Source organism: Streptomyces sp. GD-15H (assembly GCF_045291515.1).
GTDB lineage: Bacteria > Actinomycetota > Actinomycetes > Streptomycetales > Streptomycetaceae > Streptomyces.
In genome coordinates this window covers 6001953-6028447 of the sequence record NZ_CP149447.1, presented here as the reverse complement: position 1 = coordinate 6028447, position 26495 = coordinate 6001953, and the positions used below count along the sequence as shown (strand labels likewise).

The 26495-nt window shown below is 73.0% G+C and carries 23 protein-coding genes, 1 tRNA gene and 4 pseudogenes; 13 read left to right on the top strand and 15 right to left on the bottom strand.

All coding sequences use genetic code 11. The features are described 5' to 3' along the window. Positions 1-64 precede the first annotated feature (64 nt). The 3 genes from WJ438_RS28440 to WJ438_RS28430 form a co-directional block, all read right to left on the bottom strand. Positions 65-451 (bottom strand): hypothetical protein, encoded by a 387-nt coding sequence (locus tag WJ438_RS28440; RefSeq protein ID WP_406727742.1) that lies wholly within the window; start codon positions 449-451, stop codon positions 65-67. Next, positions 448-714, bottom strand: coding sequence for a hypothetical protein (locus tag WJ438_RS28435; protein ID WP_406727741.1), 267 nt, complete (start codon positions 712-714; stop codon positions 448-450). The genes WJ438_RS28440 and WJ438_RS28435 overlap by 4 nt, the downstream gene beginning before the upstream one ends. 61 nt (positions 715-775) lie before the next feature. Then, entirely contained in the window at positions 776-2917 is a 2142-nt protein-coding gene (locus WJ438_RS28430; protein WP_406727740.1) for a bifunctional glycosyltransferase 87/phosphatase PAP2 family protein, read from the bottom strand. Between the two features lie 298 nt (positions 2918-3215). On the opposite strand from WJ438_RS28430, the gene WJ438_RS28425 reads away from it, so the two are divergent. Next, on the top strand, positions 3216-3887 hold the full coding sequence (locus WJ438_RS28425; RefSeq protein WP_406727739.1) for an O-methyltransferase: 672 nt from the start codon (positions 3216-3218) through the stop codon (positions 3885-3887). Between the two features lie 9 nt (positions 3888-3896). Here WJ438_RS28425 and WJ438_RS28420 read toward each other — a convergent pair whose 3' ends face one another. Next, on the bottom strand, positions 3897-4289 hold the full coding sequence (locus tag WJ438_RS28420; protein ID WP_406727738.1) for a hypothetical protein: 393 nt from the start codon (positions 4287-4289) through the stop codon (positions 3897-3899). A 224-nt stretch (positions 4290-4513) separates the two neighbouring features. Here WJ438_RS28420 and WJ438_RS28415 point away from each other — a divergent pair. Further along, a pseudogene (locus WJ438_RS28415) lies at positions 4514-4905 on the top strand (DUF1992 domain-containing protein). A 31-nt stretch (positions 4906-4936) separates the two neighbouring features. Here the strand turns inward: WJ438_RS28415 and WJ438_RS28410 are convergent. Continuing rightward, positions 4937-5440 (bottom strand): hypothetical protein, encoded by a 504-nt coding sequence (locus WJ438_RS28410; RefSeq protein WP_406727737.1) that lies wholly within the window; start codon positions 5438-5440, stop codon positions 4937-4939. Position 5441: 1 nt separating this feature from the next. Next, positions 5442-6122 (bottom strand): hypothetical protein, encoded by a 681-nt coding sequence (locus WJ438_RS28405; RefSeq protein ID WP_406727736.1) that lies wholly within the window; start codon positions 6120-6122, stop codon positions 5442-5444. A 125-nt stretch (positions 6123-6247) separates the two neighbouring features. On the opposite strand from WJ438_RS28405, the gene WJ438_RS28400 reads away from it, so the two are divergent. Next, positions 6248-6739 carry a GNAT family N-acetyltransferase gene (locus WJ438_RS28400; RefSeq protein ID WP_406727735.1) on the top strand — a complete coding sequence of 164 codons (492 nt, stop codon included), beginning with the start codon at positions 6248-6250 and terminating at the stop codon, positions 6737-6739. Between the two features lie 10 nt (positions 6740-6749). On the opposite strand, the gene WJ438_RS28395 is transcribed toward WJ438_RS28400, so the two are convergent. Further along, positions 6750-8903: an MDR family MFS transporter gene (locus WJ438_RS28395; protein WP_406727734.1), complete on the bottom strand. Its 2154-nt coding sequence runs from the start codon at positions 8901-8903 to the stop codon at positions 6750-6752. A 563-nt stretch (positions 8904-9466) separates the two neighbouring features. Here WJ438_RS28395 and WJ438_RS28390 point away from each other — a divergent pair. Continuing rightward, positions 9467-10309, top strand: a complete 843-nt coding sequence (locus WJ438_RS28390; RefSeq protein WP_406727733.1) for a peptidoglycan-binding protein — start codon at positions 9467-9469, stop codon at positions 10307-10309. A 26-nt stretch (positions 10310-10335) separates the two neighbouring features. Here WJ438_RS28390 and WJ438_RS28385 read toward each other — a convergent pair whose 3' ends face one another. Both WJ438_RS28385 and WJ438_RS28380 read right to left on the bottom strand, forming a co-directional pair. Then, positions 10336-11016, bottom strand: a complete 681-nt coding sequence (locus tag WJ438_RS28385) for an HAD-IA family hydrolase (protein ID WP_406727732.1) — start codon at positions 11014-11016, stop codon at positions 10336-10338. A gap of 245 nt (positions 11017-11261) precedes the next feature. Next, complete coding sequence (locus tag WJ438_RS28380; RefSeq protein WP_406727731.1) at positions 11262-11843, bottom strand: TMEM165/GDT1 family protein; 582 nt, start codon at positions 11841-11843, stop codon at positions 11262-11264. A gap of 433 nt (positions 11844-12276) precedes the next feature. Between WJ438_RS28380 and WJ438_RS28375 the strand changes: the two genes are divergently transcribed. The 4 genes and pseudogenes from WJ438_RS28375 to WJ438_RS28360 all read left to right on the top strand — a co-directional run bounded on the left by WJ438_RS28375 (position 12277) and on the right by WJ438_RS28360 (position 16294). After that, on the top strand, positions 12277-12921 hold the full coding sequence (locus tag WJ438_RS28375) for an HNH endonuclease family protein (RefSeq protein WP_406727730.1): 645 nt from the start codon (positions 12277-12279) through the stop codon (positions 12919-12921). Positions 12922-12988: 67 nt separating this feature from the next. Further along, a pseudogene (locus tag WJ438_RS28370) lies at positions 12989-14748 on the top strand (alkaline phosphatase D family protein). A 269-nt stretch (positions 14749-15017) separates the two neighbouring features. Further along, positions 15018-15476 (top strand): DoxX family protein, encoded by a 459-nt coding sequence (locus WJ438_RS28365; protein ID WP_406727729.1) that lies wholly within the window; start codon positions 15018-15020, stop codon positions 15474-15476. A gap of 215 nt (positions 15477-15691) precedes the next feature. Further along, positions 15692-16294 (top strand): DedA family protein, encoded by a 603-nt coding sequence (locus tag WJ438_RS28360; protein WP_406727728.1) that lies wholly within the window; start codon positions 15692-15694, stop codon positions 16292-16294. Positions 16295-16337: 43 nt separating this feature from the next. Here WJ438_RS28360 and WJ438_RS28355 read toward each other — a convergent pair whose 3' ends face one another. Further along, positions 16338-16571 carry a DUF2277 domain-containing protein gene (locus WJ438_RS28355; RefSeq protein ID WP_406727727.1) on the bottom strand — a complete coding sequence of 78 codons (234 nt, stop codon included), beginning with the start codon at positions 16569-16571 and terminating at the stop codon, positions 16338-16340. 105 nt (positions 16572-16676) lie between these two features. On the opposite strand from WJ438_RS28355, the gene WJ438_RS28350 reads away from it, so the two are divergent. Continuing rightward, positions 16677-17030, top strand: coding sequence for a hypothetical protein (locus tag WJ438_RS28350; RefSeq protein ID WP_406727726.1), 354 nt, complete (start codon positions 16677-16679; stop codon positions 17028-17030). Positions 17031-17095: 65 nt separating this feature from the next. Here WJ438_RS28350 and WJ438_RS28345 read toward each other — a convergent pair. Next, positions 17096-17167 (bottom strand) — tRNA-Val (locus WJ438_RS28345). 248 nt (positions 17168-17415) lie between these two features. Between WJ438_RS28345 and WJ438_RS28340 the strand changes: the two genes are divergently transcribed. The 3 genes from WJ438_RS28340 (at position 17416) to WJ438_RS28330 (ending at position 20069) form a co-directional block, all read left to right on the top strand. Beyond that, the gene (locus WJ438_RS28340; RefSeq protein WP_406727725.1) at positions 17416-18264 is read left to right on the top strand and encodes a hypothetical protein; all 849 of its coding nucleotides are present in this window, start codon (positions 17416-17418) and stop codon (positions 18262-18264) included. 74 nt (positions 18265-18338) lie between these two features. After that, the gene (locus WJ438_RS28335) at positions 18339-19781 is read left to right on the top strand and encodes a hypothetical protein (RefSeq protein ID WP_406727724.1); all 1443 of its coding nucleotides are present in this window, start codon (positions 18339-18341) and stop codon (positions 19779-19781) included. 66 nt (positions 19782-19847) lie between these two features. Next, positions 19848-20069, top strand: coding sequence for an FmdB family zinc ribbon protein (locus tag WJ438_RS28330; protein WP_406727723.1), 222 nt, complete (start codon positions 19848-19850; stop codon positions 20067-20069). A gap of 63 nt (positions 20070-20132) precedes the next feature. Here WJ438_RS28330 and WJ438_RS28325 read toward each other — a convergent pair. From WJ438_RS28325 to WJ438_RS28315, 3 genes and pseudogenes are all read right to left on the bottom strand, one after another. After that, positions 20133-20944, bottom strand: a pseudogene (locus WJ438_RS28325) (HAD family hydrolase). Next, entirely contained in the window at positions 20944-23466 is a 2523-nt protein-coding gene (locus WJ438_RS28320; RefSeq protein WP_406729836.1) for a phosphoribosyltransferase, read from the bottom strand. The pseudogene WJ438_RS28325 and the gene WJ438_RS28320 overlap by 1 nt, the downstream one beginning before the upstream one ends. A gap of 157 nt (positions 23467-23623) precedes the next feature. Further along, positions 23624-24787, bottom strand: a complete 1164-nt coding sequence (locus tag WJ438_RS28315; protein ID WP_406727722.1) for an HpcH/HpaI aldolase/citrate lyase family protein — start codon at positions 24785-24787, stop codon at positions 23624-23626. A 184-nt stretch (positions 24788-24971) separates the two neighbouring features. Between WJ438_RS28315 and WJ438_RS28310 the strand changes: the two are divergent. Then, positions 24972-25894, top strand: a pseudogene (locus tag WJ438_RS28310) (TerD family protein). Here WJ438_RS28310 and WJ438_RS28305 read toward each other — a convergent pair. Next, positions 25881-26267 carry a hypothetical protein gene (locus tag WJ438_RS28305; protein WP_406727721.1) on the bottom strand — a complete coding sequence of 129 codons (387 nt, stop codon included), beginning with the start codon at positions 26265-26267 and terminating at the stop codon, positions 25881-25883. The pseudogene WJ438_RS28310 and the gene WJ438_RS28305 overlap by 14 nt on opposite strands. Positions 26268-26495: the final 228 nt, after the last annotated feature.

The window sequence follows — 26495 nt, the reverse complement described above, 5'->3', positions numbered from 1 at the left end:
CCCGCATACCGAAGGCGGCGGCCCCTGATCCCCGGGGCCGCCGCCTTCGCCCTTCACCGAGGCTTCAGCGCTCGAGATCGAGCACCGGCACACCACGCCCCTCGTACGCCTTCGCCTCAACGGTGGCGATGAGGGCGTCGGCTCCCCACTCGGGCAGATGCCGTGCCGCGTGAATCGCCGCCCCCATTCCCGGCGACACTCCGTCCCGCTCCAGCCGGGCAACCACCAGCACTGCCGGATAGTCCAGATCGACCGTATGGACGACCTGCAACTGCCCGACGTGCTCGGCGATCCCCAGTCGCTCCCGGTCGGCCTCCAGGACCGACAACGTGGGCACCCACAGGCGGGTCTCCGCCTCGAAGTGAGCGCGGTGGATGAGCGAGGACACCTGCCGGTTCCCCGACAGCGCCAGGAGAGTCGGTGTGTCGAGGACGAGATGGTGGAGGATCACCCGGCGGCCTCGCCCTGCTGCCGGGCGAACGCCTCCCGCAGCCTGCGTCCCATCGCCGCGCTCTCGTCGTCCGTCACCTCGACGTCGAAGTGCTCGGCAAGGTACGCCCGCGTCCGCTCGGCCCGTTCCCGACGCTCCTCCTCGGTCGGCGTCGACTCCGCGTACTCCTGCACGAGTGTCCGGATCGACGTCCCCCGGGACTTCGCAATCACCGCCAACCGGTCCCGCACTTCGGCAGGCACCCGGATCATCGCATCAGCCATGGCGGGAGTGTACGCCCGCGTATACAGCCCCGTGGCCCTCAGATGTGTGCGGACGGCCCGGTCAGGCGCGCTCCTTTTCCGCCGGCTCCGGGCTCTCCCCCCGTTCTGCTCGCTCCGCCCGTACGTCCTGGTCCGGCTTCGCCGCTCGCTCTGTTCCTGCCGACCGCTCCGGATGCACCGCCTGTTGCGGCACCGCCGCCGCGCCCTCGGTCCCGGTCGCCGCGGTCACGGCCGTGCGGGCGCGTGGTCCCTGGAAGAGGTGGGTCAGGCCGAAGCCGGCGGCGACGACGAGCGCCCCACCGGCCGCGTCCAGGACCCAGTGGTTGCCGGTGGCGACGATCGCGGCGACCGTGAACAGGGGGTGGAGCAGGCCGAGTGCCTTCATCCACAGCTTCGGGGCGATGATCGCGATGACCGCGCCGCACCACAGGGACCAGCCGAAGTGCAGCGACGGCATCGCCGCGTACTGGTTGGTGAGGGCGGTGAGGGTGCCGTAGTCCGGCTTGGAGAAGTCCTGGACGCCGTGCACGGTGTCGATGATCCCGAGGTTCGGCATCAGACGCGGCGGAGCCAGCGGGTAGAGCCAGAAGCCGATCAGGGCGAGCAGGGTGGCGAAGCCGAGGCTCGCGCGGGCCCAGCGGTAGTCGACCGGGCGGCGCCAGTACAGCAGGCCGAGGACCGTGAGCGGGACGAGGAAGTGGAACGACGTGTAGTAGAAGTCGAAGAAGTGCCGCAGCCAGTCGATCTTCACGACGGCGTGGTTGACCGCGTGCTCGATGTCCAGGTGGAGCGCGCGCTCGAGGTCGAGGATCTGGTGGGCGTGCTCCTCCGCGCGCTCCCTGCCGCCGGTCGCCGCGAGCCGCACCCTGGAGTAGGCGGCGTAGGTGACCCGGATCAGCAACAGCTCCAGCAGCAGGTTGGGACGGCTCAGGACCCGGCGCAGGAACGGCAGCAGCGGTACGTGCCGGAAGCGGGTCGGGACGGGCGGGGCGTACTGGGTCGGGACGGGTGACTGGAAGTACGGCGAGGTGCGCGACAGGAACGGGATCACCGTGGCGGCGGCGAGCGCGGCGAGCAGCACCGCGTTGTCGCGGACGGTGTGGAGGGCCGCCACGTTCGGGAGGATCATCTGGGCCGGCAGCGTCATCACCAGGACGACGGCCACCGGCCACAGCAGCCGGTCGGAGGCGCGTCTGCCGACGGTGCCGACGAGGGCGAGCAGCACCCACAGCAGCTGGTGCCGCCACGCGGTCGGGGAGACGGTGATGGCGGTGCAGCCGGTGATCGCGACCGCGAGCAGCAGCTGGCCGTCGTGGGCGTAGCGGACGGCGCGGCGCAGGCCGAGGGTCACGACGGCCGCGCCGAGCAGCAGGAAGAGCCCGATCTCGACGGGGCCTTCGAGTCCGAGGCGGAGCAGGGCGCCGTGCAGGGACTGGTTGGCCAGGTCGTCGGCCCGGCCGCCGAGGCCCACGCCCGCCATGTGGTGCACCCAGTAGGTGTACGAGTCCTGCGGCATCGCGGCCCAGGCGAGCGCGGTGCCCGCGGCGAAGGCGACGCCGGAGGCCGCGGCGGCCCGGCGGCGGCCGGTGAACCACAGCAGCGGGGCGAAGAGCAGCAGGGTGGGCTGGAGGGCGGCGGCGACACCGATCAGCACCCCGCCGGCCCGCTGCCCGCGGGCGACGAAGCAGCCGAGCAGGACGAGGAGGACGGGGATGATGCTGGTCTGGCCGAGCCACAGCGTGTTGCGCACGGGCAGCGACAGCACGAGCAGGCTGATCGCGACCGGTGCGGCCAGCAGGGCCGTGCGCCGACCGACCGGCTGTGGCAGGGCGCGGGCGGCGACCAGACCGAGGGCGACGACCAGCAGCAGCGTGCCGAAGGTCCAGCCCCAGCCCAGGGCCTGTGCGGCGGATCTGCTGAGCGGTTTGAGGACGAGCCCGCTGAAGGGGGTGCCGGTGAAGCGGGTCGAGTCGTAGAGCGAGCCGCTGACCTGCAGTACCCCGTCGTGCCCGAACCAGGTCTCGAGGTCCGTGAGCCGCTCCCCGCGCGGGGTGGTCAGGACGGCGGCGACCTGTCGTACGGCCAGGACTGCGGCGAGCAGCCACAGTCCGAGGCGCACCGTGTGCAGGCGTGTCCGGGTCCCGCCGACGGCCGTGGCTCCGAAAGCCTCCTCCGGTCGCCCCCTGTGTTCCGCGTTCGCCACGCCTCGTCGGCCTCCCGCCCCGTTGGTCCCACGCGTCCCGCGCGTGGGGTCCCTCCGCAAACCTTATGAGGCTCGCGTCGCCCCCGGAAGAGACACAGGCAACCCCCGCTTCACCTGACGTCCGTCCTGCTTTTGGTCCGGCTTTGGTCCGGAAGGCGACAGACGGCGGGGGCCGGGTTGCCCGCGGGGCCGCGAGAGGGATCACATGGAGGGTCGGTGGCGTTGTCTTCCTCAGTCGCATCCGTCAGCTGAACCCACCACAACCAACCACATGGAGAAGGACGAGAGGTGTAAGGGCATGAGCGAATCGCAGCTCTGGCACGCGGTGGACGACTACTTCGCCGCCCGTCTCGCACCCGACGACGAGGCTCTGGCGGCCGCCCTGCGGGACAGCGAGGCCGCCGGGCTCCCGTCCATCGCCGTCGCCCCCAACCAGGGCAAGCTGCTCCAGCTCCTCGCCCAGGTGCAGGGCGCCCGGTACATCCTGGAGATCGGCACCCTCGGCGGCTACAGCACCATCTGGCTGGCCCGCGCCCTCCCGGCCGACGGGCGGCTGATCACGCTGGAGTACGACCCGCGGCACGCCGAGGTCGCCACCCGCAACATCGGCCGCGCGGGCCTGGACCGGCTCGTCGAGGTACGGGTGGGTCCGGCGCTGGAGTCGCTGCCCCAACTGGCCGACGAGAACCCGCCCCCGTTCGATCTGGTCTTCATCGACGCCGACAAGGTCAACAACCCGCACTACCTGGAGTGGGCCCTGAAGCTCACCCGCGCGGGCAGCCTGATCGTCCTCGACAACGTCGTCCGGGGCGGCCGGGTGATCGACGCGGACAGCACCGCCCCGGACGTGCTGGGCACCCGCGCCGCCCTCGACCTGATCGGCAGCCACCCGAGGCTGGCCGGTACGGCGGTCCAGACGGTCGGCGCCAAGGGGTACGACGGCTTCGCGCTGGCGCGGGTGCTGGAGTGAGCCGGAACCTCACACCTCGTGGTAGAAACCCACGTTGACGCTGCGCGGGGCGGCGCGGTCCAGGATGACGACCTCACCGTTGCCGCCCCGGGGCAGCGCGACGCTGCCGCCGTAGGCGACCGGGTGAATCTGCTCCCCGATGGTCAGCCGGACCTCGGAGGACGGCTCGGGCAGCGAACCGCGCAGCCAGCTCAGGTACCAGGTGCCGTCCTGGGCGCACTGGAACTCCAGGTGGACCCTGGACACGAACAGCCAGTCGTCCGGCGTGGAGAGCCGGCACACCGACTTGTCCCGGCCCACGCGCAGCAGGGCGCCCGGCTCGGTCGGCGCGTCCGCCATGAGCATGCCGGCCGTGGCCCCCGCTTCCGCCGCGGACACGGCGGCCATGGTGAGTTCGAGCACGTGCGCTCCTCCTGAGACGTTCTGGCGGGCCGGGGTGCCGGCCTGCGGTGGCCGGGACGGCCTGGCGCGGCGACCGGTACGACCCGCTGCCGCCGAATGATAAAACGCCCGGTTCCCCCGCGTCTGCCCGGTGGGCACAACGGCCACATGACCGGGCGAAAGCCGCCGGACGGCGATTTCGAGGTGGGAGTCCCCCGCTCGAAAGGAGTTGAGGGTGGGGGAGGGTGGACAAGCAGATCCGTGACGCCGAGGCGCGCGGCGACTTCGAACGGCTGCCGGGGGCGGGCAGGCCGCTGTCCCGCGACATGGAGTCCCCGTACGAGAAGATGTGGTGGGTCGAGCGAAGCCGGCCCGCGAGGGCCACTCCGTGCTGCCGCCGACACCGGCCCTGCGCGAGGGGGCCGAGGACGCCCTGGAAGCGGCCCACGCGGCCCCCTCCGAACGGATCGTCCGGAAGATCCTCACGGAGATCAACGTCAAGATCCGCGACATGACGTACAAGCCACCGCCCGGCCCCCCGCCGGGCAAGGAGCCGTACGACGTCGAGGACGCCGTACGGCAGTGGCGGGAGCGCCGGGCGGAGGCGGCGGACGGGCCACCGGGCCCGCACACCTGACAGCCTGCCGGTTGCTCGGAGCCGGCCCCGGTCAGGCGCGCAGCAGCCGTTCCGCCAGCCCGCGGTAGTCCCGCAGGGCCAGGCGCAGCTGCTCGGTGCCGGTCGCGGTGCCGGTCACGGCGGCGTTCGGGCCCTCGCCCCCGTCCGCGGTCTGCCAGGACCGGCGCAGGGCGCGGCGCCGCTCGGTCACCGCGTCGGTGAAGCGGGCGGCGAGTTCCTGCAGCACGTGATCGGCCTCCTCCACGGATTCCCTCGGGGCATCCACGAACCCGGCCACGGCGTGCCGCAACTGCTCGGAGAGCTTGTGCCAGTCGTCGTGCGGGAGCAGACGGGTGCCGTCCGTCCCCTCGGGGTCGCGGTCACCGTCGTGGCGGGCGCCCTCCTCGTAGAGGTCACGGCGGGGGCCACCGTGCACGTCCTCGGTGAGGCCGTCGTGGGTCCCGGGAGTGGTCGTTCGGCCGGTCGGGCGGATGGTCGTGGTGTGGGGCGCCTCGCTCGTCGGTGCGTCGCCGGGGCGCCGGGGCGTGTCGGTCATCTCACTCAGCTCTCCTTCGCCTGTCGCCGGTGGAGCAACGACGGCATGCGGGGGAGCGGCCGCGTGCGGCCGTCCTCCCGCCGGTGCCGTCCGGGTCGGCGCGATGGTCTCCGCCGTCGTGACGGGACGGCCGCACCAGATCGTCGAAGAGGGCGCGGGCCTCGACCATCGCCTCGCGCATCTCCTCGGTGCCCGCGCCGCCTTCATGCGTGCCGTGGGCGCGGGCCTGCGCCACCCGGTGCACACGCCGGTAGCCGTCAACGTGCCGGGCGTGGTGCACGGACAGCGCGGCGAGCTGCTCCTCGTACTGTCCGCCGTCGGGGAAGCCCCGGGCGGAGGCGAGGTCGGTGAGCAGCCGGTCCGCCTCGGCGACCGCGTCCCGCGGCGAGTCGACGAACCGCTCCTGCGCGGCCGTCCAGCCCGCCTCGTACCTCTCCCGTTCGGCGGGCTCCAGCGGTCGTGTCCGCAGGTCGCCGTGGAGCTGTACGCGCTGGGCCAGTTCACGTTCGGCGGCCTCGGCGTCCCCGTCGTGCCGGGCGACGGCCCGGTCGTACTCGGGTCCGAAGCGCCGCTTCAGGTGCGCGCCGTGGTGTGGACCGCGGGCGCGCAGGGTCAGTACGGCCGCCGCGACGACAACGACCGCCACGATCACGATCAAGGCAATGATCAGGCCAGTGGACATGGGTGCCTTCCGGTGTGTCGGCCAACCGGCGCTTCTCGCGCGCCGGTTCACCGGACGGGTAGCCGAAAGGCCTGCCGGTAAACAGAAGTTGTGCGTCCGGTGGCGGATGGACGCAGAATGCGGTCATGACGTGGACCGTCCACCCCGAACCCCCTGTCTCCCCCGTCGCCGCCGCGCTCTGGCGGGCGTACTACACCGAGGTCAGCGACCGCTGGTACCTGCTGCACGAGGGGCACCGGACCGACCCGGAGGAGCTGGAGCGCGAGATCGCCGCCCAGTCGGGCGCCGACCTCGTGCCGCCGCGGGGACATCTGCTGGTCGCGCGGTACGCGGGCGAACCGGCGGGCAGCGCAGGGGTCCGGCTGCTGGACGCCGCGACCGCCGAACTCACCCGGGTCTTCCTGTACGAGGCGATGCGCGGCAAGGGCGGTGCGGCGCTCCTGGTGGGCGCCGCCGAGGAAGCGGCCCGCGCGTCGGGGGCCACCCGGCTGGTCCTCGACACGCGTGCGGACCTCGTGGAGGCCCGTGCCCTGTACGCCCGGCTGGGCTTCACCGAGACCGAGCCGCACAACACGGTGCCGTACGCCGAGCACTGGTTGACCAAGCGCCTCGCCTGAGCCACCCGGTTCAACCGACGGGCGCCTCCGGGCGCTCGCCACGCGGGTCCTCCGGGCGCTCGCCGTACGGGCGTTCGGCTCGCGATCCGCTCAGTTCCTCCGTCAGCTCGTGCACCAGCCGCACCAGATCGGTCGGCCGGTCCGGCCCCCACCAGTCGCCGAGCAGCTCGGCCAGGGACTCCTCCCGCGCCCGCGCCAGCCGCTCCACGGCCTCGTACCCGTCGTCGGTCAGTACGAGGCCGGGGCCCTCGCGGGTGGCGAGGTGCCGCATCTCGGCCTGGCGGGCGGCCTCCAGGACGACGGCGAGCGGGACGGTGCTGCGCTCGGCGAGCAGGGCCGGCTCCACCGAGCCGCACTTCCTGATCCGCAGCAGCAGCCAGCTCGTCGCGGGCAGCAGGTCGTAGCCCGCGCGGGCGGTGGCCGTCCGGTAGACCTCGCGCCGTCCCTCGCGGGTGCCGAGCAGCGCCAGCGCGCGGCACACCTCGTCGCGGGACGGCCGCTCCACCGGGTTGCCGGCCGGTTTGCCGGTCGGCGTCCCGGTGCCGTCGGGCGCGGTGTCCGAGGCACGCAGCTTGTCCTCCTTGAGGAGCCAGGCCAGTACGAAGCCGAGGAGGGCGAGGGGAACGGCGTACAGGAAGACGTCCGTGATGGCGGAGGCGTAGGCGTGGACGGCTTCGGGGCGCAGGGCGGCCGGCAGGTCCGCCATGCCTCGCGGGTCGGCCTCCAGCGCGTCCACGGAGACGCCGGGCGGGAGCCGGGTGCCGCGGAAGGCGTCGGTGAGCCGGTCCTCGAGGCCGCTCGCGAAGATCGTGCCGTAGACGGCGACACCGAAGGAGGCGCCGATGGAGCGGAAGAAGGTCGAGCCGGAGGTGGCGACGCCCAGGTCCCGGTAGGGGACGGCGTTCTGCACGATCAGTACCAGGACCTGCATGACCAGGCCGAGCCCGAGGCCGAAGACGAAGAAGAAGGTGCTCATCACGGCGGTGGAGCTGTGCTCGTCGAGCTGGTGGAGCAGCAGCAGGCCGACGGTGGTGACGCCGGTGCCCGCGAGGGGGAACACCTTCCAGCGGCCGGTGCGGCTGACGATCTGTCCGGAGGCGGTCGAGGCCGACAGTGTGCCGAACACCATCGGCAGCATGTACACGCCGGACATGGTCGGGGTCACCCCGTGGACCATCTGGAGGAACGCCGGCAGATAGGTCAACGCGCCGAACATGGCGAAGCCGATGATGAAGCTGATCACGACGGAGATCGTGAAGGTGCGGATCCGGAACAGTTTCAGCGGCAGTACGGGTTCGGCGGCCCGCCGTTCCACCGCGACGAAGACGACGGCGAGGACGACGCCCAGGACCGCGAGGACGACGATCTGCGGCGAGCCCCAGTCCCAGGTGGTGCCGCCGAGGGAGGCGACCAGGACGAGGCAGGTCGCGACGGAGGCGATGAGGAAGGTGCCGAGGTAGTCGATGACGTGCCGGGTGGATCTGCGCGGGATGTGCAGCACCGTCGCGATCACGGCGAGCGCGACGACTCCGAGGGGCAGGTTGACGTAGAACACCCAGCGCCAGCTCAGATGCTCGGTGAACAGTCCGCCGAGGAGCGGCCCGAGGACGCTCGTCGTGCCGAAGACCGCGCCGAACATGCCCTGGTACTTGCCGCGTTCACGGGGCGGGACGAGGTCGCCGACGATCGCCATGGACAGCACGACCAGTCCGCCGCCGCCCAGCCCCTGGAGCGCGCGGAAGGCGATCAGCTGCGGCATGTTCTGCGCCGCGCCGCACAGCGCGGAGCCCAGCAGGAAGACGACGATGGCGAGCTGGAACAGCCGCTTGCGGCCGTACTGGTCGCCGAGCTTGCCCCACAACGGGGTCGCGGCGGTCGAGGCCAGCAGATACGCGGTGACCACCCACGACAGGTGTTCCAGACCGCCCAGTTCGCTGACGATGGTGGGCAGCGCGGTGGCCACGATGGTCTGGTCGAGGGCGGCGAGGAGCAGGCCGAGGAGCAGGGCGCCGATCGAGACGACGATGTTGCCGGACACCTGCTCCGGGGGGCCGCCGTCGGAGGGAGGCCCCCCGGAGGAGGGCGGCGGCGGTCCGGAGCCGGCACCGGGTGAGGGTCGCGTGCTGCCCGCCCGCTCCGTCCTACCGTGCGCGTCCCCGGCCATGACGACCTCCACAGGTTCTGGTTTCCCGGTCCATCGTGATCGGTATGTCCGCGTATGGCCTGTCGAGTCACCCGTTGAGTACCTCCGGAAGCCCTCATTCCGGGGGCTTGCTCCTCGGGGTGTGGAGAAGATCTGCATAATCTCCGGAGATCACGAGGGGAGGGTCAACGCGTGGAACAGCCGACGGGAACCCCGTGCCCGAACTGCGGTACGCCCAGAAACAGGGACAACACTCCGTCCTGTGCCTGCGGGCCGCGCGCGTCCGATGCCCTCCGCGACGCCCGTACGGCTCAGGCGGCAGCGGCGGAGGACTTCCATCCGCTCCGCGTACGCCCGTACGTGGAGCTCGCCGACGGGGGACGGCGACTACGCCGAATGCCACACCGGAGCACGACGCCGCACCCGAGCACGACCCCGCGCCGGGGCCGGGTGACGGCAGCGCGCCGGAGGACGCCGGTACGCCGGACAGCGGCCGTACGCCCGAGCCGGGAGCCGGACAGGGGACCGCGAACCACACCCCGGCCGAGGACCGACCGGACGCACCGCCGGCCGCCGACGCGACCATGCGACTGCGCGCCGTCCCGGCGGACGCCACGTCCGTGCTCCCCTCCGCCACGCCCGCGCCCACACCGCTCACCGCGCCGCTCGCGCCGCCCACGACCGAGCCGAGCGCCACCGACCTCCACCTGTTCGAGGCCACCCGCCCGACCCGGGCGGTGCCCGCCGCGGCGGAGCCGGCCACGGACCTGGACCTGGGCCCGGACGCCGGGGAACCCGCTCCGCCGGGCCGCCGCCGTCGCCGTACCGTGCTGCTCGCGGCCGCCGGGGCCGTCGTGGCGGTGGTCGGGGCCGCCGGGTGGGCGAGCGGGCTGTTCGCGTACCAGCCGCCGTCCCGGGACGGCGCCCTGCCGGACGACGTGCGGGCGAGCGTGCCGGACGCCCCTCCCTCGGCGGCACCGGCCACGAGCGCGTCCTCCGCCCCGCCGACGTCCACCGCGCCGTCGGCCTCCGCCTCGCCGTCCGAGAGCGCGAGCCCGTCGGCGTCGCCGTCGGTCCCGGCGTCGGAGTCCAGCGCTTCGGCGACCCCGTCGGACACGGCGGAGCCGTCGTCGGCCGCGCCGACCACCGCCCCGGCCGACTCCCCCGAGGAGGGGACGGACGAGGAGGAGCGCGAAAACACCGGCGCCGTACTGCGCCGCGGCGACCACGGACCGGAGGTCACCGAACTCCAACAGCGCCTGCGCCAGTTGCACCTGTACAACAGCGAGATCCACGGCCGGTTCAACCGCCGGGTGGAGGACGCCCTGCGCGACTACCAGTGGTCCCGGGGCATCAGCGGCGACGACCTGGGCGTGTACGGACCGGAGACCCGGACCCGGCTGGAGTCGGAGACCCGGGAGCCGTAGGCCGGCGGGCCGGGCGGACGCGAGTGCTACGCGCCCGCGCCTCCGGCTCCGGTGACGTGCAGCAGGATCGCCCCGTCCGCCCCGCGCTCGACCCGCACCTGCGTCAGGTCTCGTACGGCCACGTCCGGGGCGTGGAATCCGGCGCGCGGACCGATCCCGACGACCCGCATCCCGGCCGCGCGACCCGCGGCGATACCCGCCCCCGAGTCCTCGAAGACCACGCAGTCGGCGGGTTCGACACCCAGTTCCGCCGCGCCCTTGAGGAAGCCCTCGGGGTCGGGCTTGCTCACGCCGACGGATTCGGCGGTCACCCGCACCTCGGGCAGCGCCAGCCCGGCGGCGGCCATCCGGGCCGTGGAGAGGCCGACGTCGGCAGAGGTCACCAGCGCGTGCGGCAGGCCGTCGAGGGAGGCGAGGAAGTCACGGGCGCCCGGTATCTCGACGACGCCCTCGGTGTCCGAGGTCTCCTCGGCGAGCATGCGCGCGTTGTCGGCGTGGTTCTGCGCCATCGGCCTGCTCGGCAGCAGCAGCGCCATCGAGGCGTAGCCCTGCCGCCCGTGCACGACCTTCATGACCTCGTCCCCGTTCAGCCCGTGCCGCTCGGCCCAGCGCCGCCAGACGCGCTCGACCGAGGCGTCCGAGTTGACGAGGGTGCCGTCCATGTCCAGCAGGAGGGCGCGGGCGGTGAGTACGGCGGTGGCCGTCATCGGCAGCTCCAATGCGCGGGGGCCGGGTCCGGATGTGGGCCGGGAGTGGGGCCCGGAGAACAAGGCGGAGAGACAAGGCGGCCCCGCCCGCCGGTCAGGGAAAACGGGCGGGAGCCACTTTGTTCATCCACGATACAAAACATGACCGGCATCCCGCCAGCGTCTCCACCAACCGTTCACAAACCGTTGGCCCCGGCGTCGCACCCGCACGTCTTCACGGGGCGCCCGGGCAGCCCTCGGGCCGATCAGCCGGTGACCGCCTCCCACAGGCTCCACACCCCGAGCCCCAGCATCAGCAGCGCCGCGATCCTCGTGATCAGCTTCAGTGGCACCCGCTTCATCAGGGCCTTTCCGCCGACTATGCCCAGCCCGGCCACCGCCCACAGCGCGAGCACCGCGCCCAGGCCGACGGAGAGCGGGTCGTCGTAGCGCGCGGCGAGGTTGGCCGTCATGATCTGGGTGAGATCGCCGAACTCGGCGACCAGGATGAGCATGAAGCCCGCCCCGGAGACCTTCCAGAAGGACTGGTTCTCCGGGTTGCGGATCTCCTCCTCGCCCTCGTCCTTCTTGAACAGCAGCATCGCCGCGCCGCCCAGGAAGAGCACACCCGTGATCGCGCTCACGAGCTGCTGCGGCAGCAGGGTGAGCACGCTTCCCGCCGCCACCGCGAGCGCGACATGCAGCGCGAAGGCGGCGGCGACACCGGCGAAGACGTAGGAGGCCCGGTAACGGGTGCCGAGGACGAGGCCGGCGAGCGCGGTCTTGTCCGGCAGCTCGGCCAGGAAGACGACGCCGAAGACGACGGCCGTCACAGTCAGGTTGATCAACGGTTCCTCGATCGGTCGGGGCTGCCCCACCGAGAGTGCTGTGCGTTCACGGACACCTCGGCACGGCAGCACACGTGGCACCCGCGCCGAGAGGCACGGGCGGTGCACTGCTTGCCGAAGGTCTCGCCGGCCTGCCCCTGCGGGACCTGCCTCCGGGCGCCGGCTCAGACGGGCTGAGCAGTATGTCGACGGTCCGGCGAAGGGCTACTCCCCCTCTGCGCCGTCCATGGTACGCGAGGCGCCGCGGGCCGTCTGTGCGCGCGGACACATCACACCCGCACCGCACCCGCACCACATCCACACCGTCCTGAACCTGGACGTGTCATGAGCGCGTCATTAACTTCTCACCAAACCCACCCCTTCCCGTAACGCCGGGGGACGAGCATTCCCCTGCTCGCACTCCAACGGACCCACCCCACAAGGGAGTTCGCCCATGCCGAAGTTCTACGCGCGTCGACGGCTGAGCATAGTCGCGGCGCTCACCGGACTCATCGCCTCCGCCGGAATGCTCAACGGCCCGAGCGCCTCCGCCGCCCTCCCCACTCCGGTCAGCGCCTCCACCGCCCGCAGCTACCTCTCCTCGCTCACCGTGTCCACCGAGAACCGCACCGGCTACAACCGCGACCTCTTCCCCTACTGGATCACCGTCAGCGGCACCTGCAACACCCGCGAGACGATCCTCAAGCGCGACGGCACGAACGTCGTCACCAACTCCTCCTGCGCCGCCACCAGCGGCAGTTGGTACTCCCCGTACGACGGCGCCACCTGGTCCGCCGCCTCCGACGTCGACATCGACCACCTGGTGCCGCTGGCCGAGGCCTGGGACTCCGGCGCCGGCTCCTGGACCACCGCCCGGCGCCAGGCATTCGCCAACGACCTGACCCGCCCGCAACTGCTCGCGGTCACCGACAACGTCAACCAGTCCAAGGGCGACCAGGACCCCGCCACCTGGATGCCGTCCCGCACCGCCTACCGCTGCACCTACGTGCGCGCCTGGGTGCAGGTGAAGTACTACTACGGCCTGTCGGTCGACTCGGCCGAGAAGTCCGCCCTGCAGGGGTACCTCGCGAACTGCTGAGTGCCGGGTGCTCCCCGCTGACCTCCGTCGCTGCGTACCGTACGGAGCGACGGAGGAAGGGGTCGCCATGACCGCACTGCGCCTCGGGCCACTGCTGAGGTACATCGACGGTTCGTCCGCGACCGTCTGGGCCGAGACGAGCCGGCCGGGCACCGCCGAGGTGCGCTGCGCGGACGGGTCCGGCGGGACGGCCCGCACCTTCCAGATCGCGGGCCACCACTACGCGCTGGTCGAGGTGACCGGCCTGACCCCGGGCACGGCGACGCCGTACGAGGTGTTCCTCGACGACACGCGGGTGTGGCCGCTGACCGAGGAGGAACCCTTCCGGTCCCTCCCGCCCTCCGTCATCGCCACCCCCGCCGCCGACCCCGCCGACGGCATGCGCGTCGTCTTCGGCTCCTGCCACTGGGCGTCCCCGCCGACCGGCGAGCACGACCCCGTCGGCCCCGACGCGCTGCACGCCCTGGCCACCCGCATCGCGGCCGACCCGGGCGGGGAACGGCCCGGTGTGCTGCTCCTCCTGGGCGACCAGGTGTACGCCGATGAGACGTCCGAGGCGACCCGCGCGTATCTCGCCGCCCGCCGCGACCTCGAGGACCCCCCGGGCAGCGAGGTGGCGGACTACGAGGAGTACACCCACCTCTACGACGAGTCCTGGCTCGACCCCCCGGTGCGCTGGCTGCTGTCCACCGTCCCCACCTGCATGATCTTCGACGACCACGACGTCATCGACGACTGGAACACCTCCGCCTCCTGGGTCGCCGACATGCGTGCCACCTCCTGGTGGGGGGAGCGGGTGCGCAGCGGCCTGATGTCGTACTGGGTCTACCAGCACCTGGGCAACCTCTCCCCGCGCGAGCTGGCGGCGGACCCCCTGTACACGTCCGTCCGGGAGAGCCCCGACGGTACGGAGGCGCTGCGGACCTTCGCCGCCGAGGCCGAGGCCGACGCGGCGTCCACGCGCTGGAGCTACCGGCGCGACTTCGGCCGGGTGCGGCTGCTGATGGTGGACATCAGGGCGGCCCGCGTCCTGGCGGAGGGCGAGCGTGCGATGCTCGCCCCGGACGAGGCGGCGTGGCTGCGCGAACAAGTACGGGACGAGCACGGTTCGTACGACCACCTCCTCATCGGCACGTCCCTGCCCTGGCTGCTGCCGCACCTGGTGCACGACGTCGAGGCGTGGAGTTCCATGCTGTGCCGGGGCGACAAGGGCCCCCGGTGGGCGCGGTTCGGGGAGTGGCTTCGGCGCGCGGCGGACCTGGAGCACTGGGCGGCGTTCCCGGAGTCCTTCGGGGAGTTGGCGGAGCTGATCGCCGAGGCCGGCACGGGGCCGGACGCGCCGGCGACGGTGTGCGTGCTCTCCGGTGACGTCCACCACGCGTACGTGGCCGAGCCTAGCTGGCCGGGACGGGGGACGGGAACGACGGAACCGGTGACGTGCGCGGGAACGAACGCGGGCGCGGCCCGGACGCCCAGGTGGTGCAGCTGACCTGCTCCCCCGTCCACAACTCCATTCCCCTGTCGATACGGCTGGGTTTCCGCTTCGGTTGGAGCGCCGCCGCACGCACCCTGGGCCGCGCCTTCGCCCGGCACGGTGGCTCCAGGAAGCCGCCGATCAAGTGGCGCAAGACGGGCGGGCCCTGGTTCGGCAACCAGCTCATGACGCTGACGATGCGGGGGCGTTCGGCGGTGCTGCGACTGGAGCACGCACGCACGGAGGAGCCGGGGGAGACGAGGCCGGAGACTGGAAGCGGACGCCGGACGAGGGCGCGACTGAGGACGGTGGCGGAGATCCGGCTGAGCGACCAGCGGGTGATGCAGGGATGAAGAGGCGTCAAAAACCTTGAAGGCCCTGTGAGTTGACTGGGGGACGACTGTGACACGGGGTGTGGACCCGGTCACAGCGTTGAACGCGCGGGTGGGGCGGAGCCGTATTCACGTGCGGCGGCGGGCGGGCGACCTCCTCAAGAGGCGATCTCCCGTGGCCAAACGTTGAACTTGCAAGCATGAGTGAGGGGCACCTCACACGGGCCTACGACTCGGTTCCCGTCCCCGCCCGGTCCCTTCCGGGCCGGTCCACCGAAGGAGACCCCCACATGTCCGGACGCCTCAACAGCGCCCAGCCGTACGCCCTCGGTCTGTTCCGCATCGTCGTCGGCCTGCTCTTCGCCTGCCACGGCGCCGCCGCACTGTTCGGTGTGCTCGGCGGCACGGACGGCAGCGGCGGCACCGCCGAGACCGGGGCCTGGCCCCACTGGTACGCGGCCGTGATCGAGCTCGTCGGCGGCAGCCTGGTCCTGCTCGGACTGGGCACCCGTGCCGCCGCGTTCATCTCGTCGGGCGCCATGGCCTATGCCTACTTCAGCGTGCACCAGCCGGAGGCCCTGTGGCCGCTCCAGAACAGCGGCGAGGGCGCGGCCATGTACTGCTGGGCCATGTTCCTGCTGGTGTTCACCGGCTCCGGCGCCTTCGGCCTGGACCGGCTGTTCACCCGGCGCACCCGCGCTCAGGCCGTGCAGTCCAAGCCGACGGAACAGAGCCCCGTCGCCGCCTGACGGCCCGACAGCCCGGCTCACGGCGGTCGGCGGTGCCCGCCGTCCGCCACCACCCGCCGTCCGGGAAATGAATCTTCAACACCGGACGTATGAACCCCCCGTGACCTTTCCGTCACATGCCCGGCGTACGCTCGTTGGCTGTAAAGGCCACTCCTGCCGCTCCCCCGCGACAACGCGGCACGGTCTGGCCCACGGGGGAGCCACGGGGAGTTCGGGTGGAGAGTTTCGGGTCGCTGATCGGCAGCCCATGGATCTATGCGGTGGTGGCCCTCTCGGTCCTGCTCGACGTGTTCCTGCCGATGCTGCCGAGCGGGGTCCTGGTGATCACGGCGGCCACGGCCGCCGCCGCGGGCACGGCGACCGGCGTGCCCGACATCCTGGCGCTGACCCTCTGCGCCGCCACCTCCTCCGTCCTCGGCGACCTGGTCGCCTACCGCCTCGCCTGGCGCGGCGGCGCCCGTCTGGACCGGGCGATCGCCCGGTCCCGTCGGCTGACCGGCGCGCAGGAACGTCTCGGCTCGGCACTGGCCCGAGGCGGTGGCGGCATGGTCGTCCTCGCCCGTTTCGCCCCTGCGGGCCGCTCGCTGGTCTCGCTCGGCGCGGGCGCCGCCCGCCGCCGGGCCCGCGACTTCCTGCCCTGGTCGGCGCTGGCGGGCCTGTCCTGGGCCGCCTACAGCGTGGCCCTCGGTTACTTCGGTGCCCACTGGCTGGGCGCGACCTGGCTCGCCACCGCGGTGTCGGTCGGCGCGCTGTTCGCGGCGGGCGCGGGAGCGGCCTACCTGGTGCGCCGGCACCCGGTACCGGCGGAGGCCGCGTAGCGGACGGCGCGGCTGGGACGTCGTGGTGGACCGGAGGCGCCCGCTACCCCGCCTGCCGCGCCGCGCTCGCGCCGCGCACCTCCAGGCCGTCCAGCAGTTGGGCCGTGGCCTCGGCGATCGCGTCCACGGCCCGGTCGAAGACCTCGCGGTTGTGGGCGGCCGGTGCCCGGAAGCCGGACACCTTTCTCACGTACTGCAGGGCGGCGGCCCGGATCTCGTCCTCGGTGGCCTCCTCGGGCAGGGCGGGCGGACGCAGGGTCTTGATACTCCGGCACATGCCCCCAGTCTCACCCCGAGAAGCCCCTCCGGGCCATGAGGGTGAACCCCCGGGAGACCCCCGAGTAACTCGCCACCCAAAATCGAACAGGCGTATCATCGGGGTGTGGCTGCGACCTATGACTTTCCGAGTGACCTCCTCGCCGGTCAGGAGGAGTTGCGTCAGGTCCAGGCCGAGCTGTCGGCCCTGTTGAAGCGGCTTCCCTGGTCGGTGGAGCCCCTCGACGGGTTCAGCGACGGCACCGGCTGGCGCCTGGTCGAGCGCCCCGCCTCGCCCGGCTGGACCGACGACGAACAGGCCGAGGTGGAGAAGCTGCGGCGCCGGGAGCACGAGCTGGTGGTGTTCGTCAGCACCCATCGCTACTGGGCGGGGCTCACCGGCGCCGACCGGGTCCACGCCCGCTCCCGGCTGAAGCACGCCCACGAGAACCCGCCGGACGGCACGGAGCAGTCCTCTTAGGGGCACCGCCGCCACAGCGAAAAGGGCCTCCGGAACGTCTCCGGAGGCCCTTGATCACCACGCGGTGGGCGCGGACGGTTTCGAACCGCCGACATCCTGCTTGTAAGGCAGGCGCTCTACCCCTGAGCTACGCACCCGGGACCCGGACGCACCGCCCAGGCCGAGTCGACAGCCTACATGGCCCGGGGCGCGGTCCGGCAAACACCCGTCCCGCCGACGGCCCGGCACCCTGCCACCAGGGGTTCCTCCGGGGCGACCCCGGGTTCTTCCGGGGGGTAAACCCCACCTCGGATCCGGTAGTGGCCCGGATCCCCCGGCGGGGCCCGCGTCCGTACGGTCGAAGTGCGCCGGAGGGCGCCGCCGTCCGTCCCAGGGGGAGATCGTCATGACCCGAACGACCAGCAACGCCGGTACGCACACCGTGAACCACACGACCGGCACCACCCGTACCGCCGGCGCCGGCTCCTCCCGGGGCGGGCGCGGGCGCGCGGTCGCCCTCGGCGGGGCCGCCGCGGTGCTCGTCGCGGGGCTGAGTGCCTGCGGGGCGGCGGCCGCGGAGGACACGGACCCCGACCACCGGTCCTTCAACCTGCCGGGCAGCACCCTCACCGTCGACTCCGACGACTCCGCGCTCGAGATCGTCGCCGCGGAGGGGAACCCGTCGGGCAGGGTCGAGGTCACCCGGTGGTTCCGGGGCACCGTCGCCCTCGGTTCGGACCCGAAGGTCACCTGGTCGTTGGAGGGCGACCGGCTGACACTGCGCACGCGGTGCTCCGGCATCGTCGCCGACTGCTCCGCCAAGCACCGCGTCGAGGTGCCCCACGGGGTCGCCGTGAAGGTCGTGGAGGGCGACGGCAGCGTGCGGGCCCGGGGTTTCCGCGACGCGCTGAGCATCCGCACGACGGACGGGTCCGTGCACGTCACCGACACCACCGGGCCCCTGGACCTGCGGACCGGTGACGGATCGCTGCGGGCCGAGGTCGACTCGCGCACCGTGCGCGCCCGGACCGGTGACGGCACGCTGTGCCTGACGCTGGGTGCCGTCCCCGACCTGGTGGAGTCCCGCAGCGGCGACGGCTCCGCCACCGTCGAACTGCCCCGGGCCGCCTACCGGGTGACGACCAGGACCGGTGACGGCGCCGAACATGTGTCGGTGCCCCGCGACGACGCCAGTTCCCATGTGGTGAACGTCCACACCGGCGACGGAAGTCTCACGGTCCGTACGACGAACTGACCGACCCGTGTGTTCGTCCTCCACCGGTGGGACAATGGCACCGGGCAGGGCGAACGACAGTACGGGAGAGGGATGTGACGGCGACACCAGAGCAGCCGTACTCGCCGTCGAGACCACGCGGGCACCGCACGCGTGGTGTTCTGTCTCCTCCCTCGTGGCCGCGCCCGCGCATGGTGCGCCTTCGCCGGGCGGCCGGTCCGCTCCGTGACACGCTCGCCCTGATGGCCCTGCCGCTGGTGGCGGCGCCGGCGCTGCCCGCCGCGTTCGCCGGCGGCGGCACCCGGCGCTGGTTCGGCGGGTGGGCCGAGAACCAGCGGGCCGAGGCGCAGGCCGCCAAGGACGCGGCGGCGGCCGCGTTCTACGAACTCGACACCGCCCAGCGGGACCTGCGGATCTCCATCGAGACGATCACCGCCGTCGACAGCTCCCCCGCCGCCCGCCGGGCCGTCGCCGACTTCGAGGCGCTCGGCCGCCGTATCGACGAGGCCAGCCACCAGTACATCGACGCCGTCGACGCCCATGATCTGGACCGCGACGACCTGGACCCCTCGGTCGCCTCCCGGGCCCGCACCGAGCTGACCGCCGCCAAGGGCGAGCTCGACCGGGTCAAGCGGGAACTGGACCGCTTCACCAACGGGCTGGGCCCCCTCCTCGGCAAGGCCGAGACCCAGCTGGCCCGGCTCGCGCCCGCCGTCGAGCGTGCCCGGCAGGCCCTGCTCGCCGCCTCGAACGCGCTGGACACCGCCCGCGGGTCGGGGCTGCGGGCCGACGATCTCGCCGCCCGGCTCGCCGCGCTCTCCCCGGAGCTGACCAAGCTGAACCAGGGCGCCGGGCAGCACGGCGTGCCGCAGACCCTGGAGCGGGCCGAGCAGGTCACGCGCCGGGCCGAGGCCGTCCGCGCGGAGGCCGACCGGCTGCCGGAACGGGCTGCCGAGATCGACCGGCGGCTGGTCTCCCTGCGGACCCGCGCCCAGGCCCTCACCACCCGGTCCGCACAGGTGGAACCGGTCCTCAGCGAGCTGCGCCGCCGCTTCACCGCCGCCTGCTGGCAGGACCTGCAGCGCGTCCCCGAGGTGGCCGCGGAGAACGTGCGCCAGGCAGAGGGCAGGCTCGCCGAGGCGAGAACCGCACGCGAGGAGCAGCGGTGGGCGGACGCGACCGCCCTGCTGTCGACCGTACGGGCGCTGTTGAACACGACCGACGAGGCCGTGTCCGCCGCCGGTGACCGGTTGCGCCGGCTGAACGCCGTGCAGAAGGACCCCGAGCAGGAGATCGAGCGCACCCGTTTCGCCATCCGGGACGCCCAGCGCCTGGCCATGGCCGGCCGCCACACCCCGGACCCGCGCCACGCCCATCCGCTGGACACCGCCGTGGCCCGCCTGGAGCGGGCCGTCGACGCCCTGGAGGGCCGTCACCCCGACTACTGGCACTTCCTGACGGAGGCGGAGGCGGTCCGCGAGTCGGTGGCACAGGTGGTGGCCCTGATCCGCGAGGACCGCGGCGGCTCCGCCGGCTGACCGGCACGGCGCCCCCGCACCCCGCTCCCCCGCCACAAACAGAGGTCTGCCGGTTAGCCTGTGCGCATGCCTCGTTATGAGTACCGCTGCCGGACCTGCGGCGACACCTTCGAACTGAGCCGTCCCATGGCGGAGTCCGCCGCCCCGGCCGACTGTCCCTCGGGACACGACGACACGGTGAAGCTCCTGTCCACGGTCGCCGTGGGCGGTGCCGCCTCCGCGCCGTCCGCCGCACCCCGCGCGGGCGGCGGGGGCGGTGGCTGCTGCGGCGGGGGCTGCTGCGGCTGACGTTCCCGGCTGCTCCCCGGTACCGGGGAGGACCCCGCCCTCGGCGGGGCCCTCCCCGTGCCGTCAGCGCGGCGCGCGGGCCGTGTGCAGGAACTCCCGCAGGATGCGCTCGCCGGCCAGTACCCCGCGCTCGGGCAGTGCCGTGATCCCGGGGGCCGTCCAGTCGGCGTCGGCCAGTTCGCCGTGGCCGGGGCGCCAGCCCCGGTCGGCGGCGAGCAGCAGGTCGGCGTCGAGGAGGGAGTCGCCGGCCGCGAGCGTGAGGGCGGCGCCGGTGCGGCGGGCGACCTCACGCATGGCCGCGCTCTTGGTGAGCGGCCCCGGCACGGCGTAGATCTTGCGGCCCTGCAGGGAGACCGTCCAGCCCCGGTTCTCCGCCCACACGGCGAGTTCCTTCACCCACTCCTCGTCCAGCAGTCGGCGCTCGACGACGAGGTAGGCGAAGAGGTCTTCGGCGACCCGGTGCTTGAGGGTCCAGGCCGGTTCGGCGGTCCGCAGCAGATGGTCCTGCACCTCGGAGAGCGGGGCGCACTCGGCGGTGAGGCGTGCGGTCACCCGGGCGTGCCAGTCGGGGTCGGACACGCCGTCGACCAGGAGGTGGCCGCCGTTGGCGCAGATGGCGTAGGCCGGCGGGGGCCGGGGAGGCTGATGCGCCCGTACTGCTCACGCGTGCGGGTGGTCGTCGGTACGAACACCGCGCTGCCACCGAGTCCGGTGAGGAGCCGGGCCGCCGTCTCCGTCATGAAGGACAGCGGGCGGCTCTCGTAGACCTCCACGCACAGCAGGCGGGGCGCCTCGGCGTCGGGCACGGTCAGGGCGAGGGCGCCGGCGGAGTAGATGAGCGTGCGGTCGAGGTCGCTGGCGACGAGGACGGGCATCAGCGGGTCACCGCCCTGCCGTCGGCGCCGGTCGCGCCGCGCGTGTACCGGGGGTGGATCAGACCGACGCAGGTGTACGGGAGTTCGGCGACCTCCTCGACGGGGACGCCCCGCTGTTCGGCCAGCAGCCGGACGTGGTCGAGGTCGCTGCCCGCCCCGGCCCGCGCCAGTATCCTCCAGGGCACCCGGCGCAGCAGCACCCGGGTGGTCTCGCCGACGCCGGGCTTGACGAGGTTCACGTCGTGAATGCCGTACTCCTCGCTGATGCGTTCGACGGCGGCCCAGCCCTCCCAGGTGGGGGTGCGGTCGGTGGCGAGCAGTTCCTTGGCCTGGGCGCAGGCGGCGTCCGTGACCTCGGGAAAGCGGGCGCAGACGGCGTCCAGGAAGGCCACCGAGGCGTCCGCGTCGGCGAGTTCGCGGTAGAACTTGGCGCCGTGGAAGTCGTCCGGGCCGACCAGGTCGGCCCGCAGCACGGTGCGTGAGATGAGGCCGGAGACGGTCGAGTTGAGGCAGGCGGAGGGGATCAGGTAGTCCTCGCGGGTGCCGTAGGTCCGTACGCAGGAGCCGGGGTCGGCCAGCACCGCTATCTCCGGGTCGAATCCGGTGACGCCGTGGGCCTTCTCGAACTCCTCGACGGCTTGCGCGAGTTCACGGGTGATGGCGCCCTTGCCGGTCCAGCCGTCGACGAAGACGACGTCCCGGGGATCGTGGTGCTCGACCAGCCAGCGCAGCGCGTTGGCGTCGATGCCGCGGCCGCGGACGATGGAGACGGCGTAGTGCGGGAGGTCGAGCCGGTGCCGGTGCCGGGCCCAGCGGCGCATCAGGATGCCGACGGGGGTGCCCGCGCGGGCCAAGGAGACGAGTACCGGGCGGGGTGACCGCTCCGCGAGCACGGTTTCGGTGACCACGCCAACCGCGTGGGCGAGGCGGGCCGCCGAGGTCTCCAGGGCCGCGTGGAACAGCTGCTGGTACTGCTCGCTCGGCTGGTATTCCACGGGCAGCGACTCGGCGTAGTGCGCGCCGCCGCTCTGGATGGCCTCCTCGCGCTCCTCGGTCGGCGCCTCCAGCGTGACGTCCGAGAGGTCCTGGAGCAGCCAGCCGACCTCTTCGGGCGCGTACGAGGAGAAGGCGGGGCCGCGGAGGGGCTCGGGCAGCATGGAGGCGGGCCTTTCGGGGGCGTCGGGTCCGTCAGGAGGTGCGGGTACGTACGACGGTACGACCGCGAGGAGGACCTGCGGGGTGTGCGCGGCGAGCTCGGCCAGCAGGCCGCCGGGCGCGTGCAGCGCGGGCGTGTCGGCGGCCGAGTCGACGACGGCGACGACGGTGTCGAAGCCGGCGCCCGCGACGTTGTAGGCGTAGCGCTCGCCGGGGCCGTCGGCGGGGTCGTCGTGGGCGGGGAAGACCAGCCGGGTGCGTATCGCGTAGCCGGGGTCGTCGACGGCGAGGACGGGTGAGCGGGTGGTGGTCGAGAAGCGCACCTCGGCGCCGGTCACCCTGGTCGGCGCCTCTTCCAGCTTCTGTTCCAGCGCCTGGGCGAGACGGAGCGGGGCGTACATCAGCTCCTCGAAGCCGAGGACGAGGACGCGGCGGGTGCCGTCGGGCAGCGCGTCGGCGAGCCGGGCGGCCATGGCGGGCAGGGCGCCGTCCAGGCGGACGCGGTGTGCGGGCGTGAACCCGTGCCGCCCGCCGTCGGGCAGTCCGTCCGGCCAGCCCAGCTCGACCCGGGCGACGCGGTCCGTCCTCCGGTCGGTCCGGTCGGCGACGGCCTCCTGCGCCTGTACCCGCGTCTCCGCCTGCGCCGCCTCCTGTCGGGCCACCAGCTCCCTGCCCTTCTCCAGCACGCCCTCGGGGAGCCGTACCGTGCCCGAGACGGTCGTCACCAGGTCGACGCGGGCGCCGATCCCGCGGGCGAAGTCCTCCAGGCGCCCGGCGTCGGCGGGCGAGCGCATGTCGACCAAGGCGACCACCACGTACCGCCGCCGAGGATGGCGTGCGTGCAGGTCGCGGATGGTGTTCAGGACCGTGTTGCCGGTGGAGAACTCGTCGTCGACCAGGACCAGCGGCCCGTCCCCGGCCAGCAGCCCGGGGTCCTCGGGGAGCAGCAGGTGCGAGGTCGCATGGGAGTGGGACTCCTCGAAGCCGCCCGCCGTGGCCACCCCGGGGACCGGGCGGCGGGTGGAGTGCAGGCAGGGGGCGACGCCCAGGCCGTCGGCGACCGAGTGGCCGAGGCCGGTCGCGGTCTCCGCGTACCCGAGGACCACGGCCCGGTGGGCCTCCTCGCCGAGCAGTTCGCGGACCCGGCGGCCGAGGGCGACACCGTGGCCGTACACGACGGACGGCGACCGGGGCACGTGCTTGCCGAGGACGTTGGACACCAGCAGGTGGGCTCGTTTGGGGTTGCGGCGCAGCGCCAGGCCCAGCAGCCCGGTCAGCCGGTCGTCGCCGACCAGCTCGACGCCGAGCCGCTCCGCGACCCAGCTCCCGGACCAGACACTCCCGTCGGTCGTGCCCTCGTCGGCCATGTCCTCACCGGTCGTACCCGCGCCGGTCGCGCCCGCGCCGGTCGGCGATCCGTCGCGCGCCTCGCGGCGCACTCCCTCGTTCACTGCCTTCTCACTGCCTTTTCACTGCCTTCTCCATGAGTCCCTCGCCGTCGCTCCGGTGGGTCACTCCGGTACGTCACTCCGCCAGGCCGGCCGCGAGCAGCTCCACGAACCCGATGTCCTCGTTGGCGACGCCGAAGACCTCGGCGCGCAGCAGGGTCCGCTCGGCCCAGGCGCGGTGCGGCTTCACCTCGTTCATCTTGTTCGTGTACGCCGACCTCATGACCCCCCCGCCGTCGCGCTCCGGCCGGAGGATGTCCTGCGCGTCGCTGTACTCCTCGTGGCTGACGACGGACAGCGCGTGCACGGGCAGCACGTGCGAGGGGTGGATGCAGGTCTTGCCCTGCAGTCCGTTGGCCCGGTCGAGGGAGATCTCCCGCAGCAGGCCGTCCATGGCGTGCTCGATCAGTGTCGCGCGCAGTTCCACGGCCTGTACCTCCAGAAAGGGGCTCTGCCGCAGTTGTGGCTTGAACATGCGCTCCTGAATCCGGAAGTACTCCCAGACCGGCCCCGTCACGGTGAATCCGGTGCCGTCGGCGCGGGCCAGCATGTTCACCACGTCGGCGATCACGGAGGCGACGATCTGGATGTCGTAGGCGGTCATGTCGGGGCCGCGGCGCAGCCCGTACGGGGAGCAGAAGTCGGTCACACCGAGGCGCAGGGCGAGGACCCGGTCGCGGTACTTGTCGATGGCGCGGAGGATGCCTTCGAGGGTCTCCACACGTGTCTCGCGGTAGAGCAGCTCCGGCGACTCCAGTACCGGCATGGCGAAGAGGCGGTGTCCGCTCTCGGCCTCGGCGAGGGCGAGAGCCTCCAGGAAGGGCACGCCGCGTTCCTCGGTGAACTTCGGCAGGACGAATCCGGACAGCAGCGCGACGGTGGGGCCGAGACGCCGGACGAGGCCCGGTATCTGGTCGGGGGTCCGGACCCGGATGAACAGCAGCGGCAGATCGGCCGCCGGCCTGGCCAGATCGACGAACTGGCGGACGAGGTTCGCCTCGCCGGCGATCACGTCCTCGTCGCCGATGGAGTCCTCGAGGCACAGCACCATCGAGACCACGCCGCGCCCGGCCTGCTTGACGACGTCGTCGGCGAGCCGGGGGCGGGTCGCGGGGCTGTACAGCGTGGCGCCGAGGGCCGTGGAGAGCAGACGGGCCGGGGACTCCTGCGTGAACACGCCCGGCTCCCGGTGGAAGAGACGTTTCCGCACCGCCGGGGCGATCTGTCCGAAGTGACGCATAGAACTCCCCCGTGGCCGTTGGGCATGCTGTGGAATGTCGGAAGGTGGCCGGTAATAGTACGTACGGAACGATGTCGGTGGTTCCCGGCCGGCGTGAACTCGAAGTGACCCGGCCGTGTCGTTCTCCTACCGTCTCGCTCCCCCCGCATTGTCGTGACCAGGACGGAGAGGGCAGGATGACCGCATGACGCACGCCATGCTGAAGGGGTCGAACGTCCCGCTCCAAGCCACCACGGTACGCGCCGTCCTGCGCTGGTCCCCGGGGCAGGGTGTGCCGGACGTGGACGCGTCCGCGCTGCTCCTGGGGCTCGACGACCGGGTGCGGTCGGACGAGGACTTCGTCTTCTACAACCAGCCCCGGCACCCGTCCGGCACGGTGTGGCGGCTCGGCAAGAAGCGTGTCACCGAGGGCCTGACGGACACGATCCAGACGGACCTCGGCGGTGTCGAGGACGGCGTCGGGCGGATCCTGCTGGTGGCGTCGGCGGACGGCGTCACCTTCGACCACGTGCACACGCTGCGCATCATGCTGTTCGACGCGCAGGCGCCCGAAGCGGAGCCGCTGGCGTACTTCGACGTCAAGCCGGAGACGGGCCAGGAGACGGCGCTGATCTGCGGTGAGCTGTACCGGCGCGGGGAGGGCTGGAAGTTCCGGGCGCTCGGCGAGGGCTACTCGAACGGGCTGAGGGGCCTGGCGACGGACTTCGGCATCTCGGTGGACGAGTCGGAGACGGCGCAGGACCCCTCGGCCGCCGACCCAGCCGGCCGGACACATCCGGCACGTCCGGGGCCTCGGTCCGTCCCGACGCGCTGACCCAGCCGCAGGCCCCGATCGCGGCGGACCTGTCCGGGCCGCTGCCGCCCGAGCAGCCGGCGGGGGTGCCGCCGCAGCCCGCGTACGGGTATCCACCGCAGCAGCCCCCGGCCGCGCCGCCGGCGTACGGCTACCCGCAGACGACCGGCCGACCCGCCTACGGCTACCCACAGACGGCGCCCGCGGCCGCCGCGGGAGCGCCGTCCGGCTACGGCTACCCGCCCCCCGTGCCCGGCGTCCCCGACCCCGACTTCCGGCTGCCCCCGCAGGGACCGCAGTTCATCGGGCGATAGGTCCGAGCCGCCGTACGTAGGCGTCCGTCCCAGGGCCGCGCGGCCCCGGGGCCAGGTTGTCGGCCGCCGAGGAGAAGGCCACCATCCTTGCCCGGGCGTCGAGCGGCCGGGCCGCGGTGTCCGCCTGGACCGGCGTACCGTCGGCGTCGGTGCTGACCCGCTGCGTGCGGCCGGCCCTCAGGTCCCGCAGAAAGACGTCCGGGGCACCGTTGGTGTCACCGGGGACCAGGTGGGACGCCAACGACGTGAAGACCGCGTAGCGGCCGTCCGCGCTGAGCGAGGGGGCCTCGACGCCCCGTCGGCGCCCTGGGTGAGGCGCAGGGTGCGCGGTGCCGCCTGTGCCGCCGTGGGCGACAGCAATGCCGCGACACACGCGGCCACGGCGGTGACAAGTCCCTTTCGCATGGATGCGGTTTCCCCTTCGAGGCGTGGTCGGGCGGGCCGGCCGGTGGCGCCGCCGGGTGGGTCAGCGCGTCGTCCGGACGCACACGTCGCCGCCCGGGGCGGGCGTGCCGCCCAGGGCCCGGCCGACCGGAGCAGTGCCTCCCGCGCACGGATCCCCCTGGTTCGTCCGTCTCCGGCCCGCCGGACATGCGCCCGA